Consider the following 328-nt stretch of genomic DNA (forward strand, 5'->3'; position numbering starts at 1 on the left):
CATTGGCAGATGGTTCACCACATGAGGCTTTTCAGGCACAAGATGTGTGGATTGGTGTGCAATTTAGTGTCGCAACAGCGTTGAGTTTAGCGGGCAAATCGCAGCAAGCAGAAACATTGATGGACACCGTGTATACCGCGCTGTATGACTATTCAAAAATTCCATTTGCCGCGCCAGAAGGGTTCAACTGCTCAGTCTCATTTGACGAGGAAGATCTTTCAGAATCTTTTAAATTATCACAAAGTGATACGAAAAAGTGGCTTACTGCCCTTAAATTACAAAAGTGTGTGCTATCTGACGGTCGAGTGAGTCTTAGCCTGACTAAAGA

1 protein-coding gene is annotated in these 328 nt (G+C 43.9%); it reads left to right on the plus strand.

Annotated features, from left to right (window positions below; all coding sequences use genetic code 11):
* A partial coding sequence (locus tag AB4486_RS28105) for a GH116 family glycosyl hydrolase (RefSeq protein WP_372120111.1) occupies positions 1 to 328 on the plus strand: 328 nt, incomplete at both ends.

The organism is Vibrio sp. 10N.222.55.C6, from assembly GCF_041473395.1.
Lineage (GTDB): Bacteria > Pseudomonadota > Gammaproteobacteria > Enterobacterales > Vibrionaceae > Vibrio > Vibrio crassostreae_C.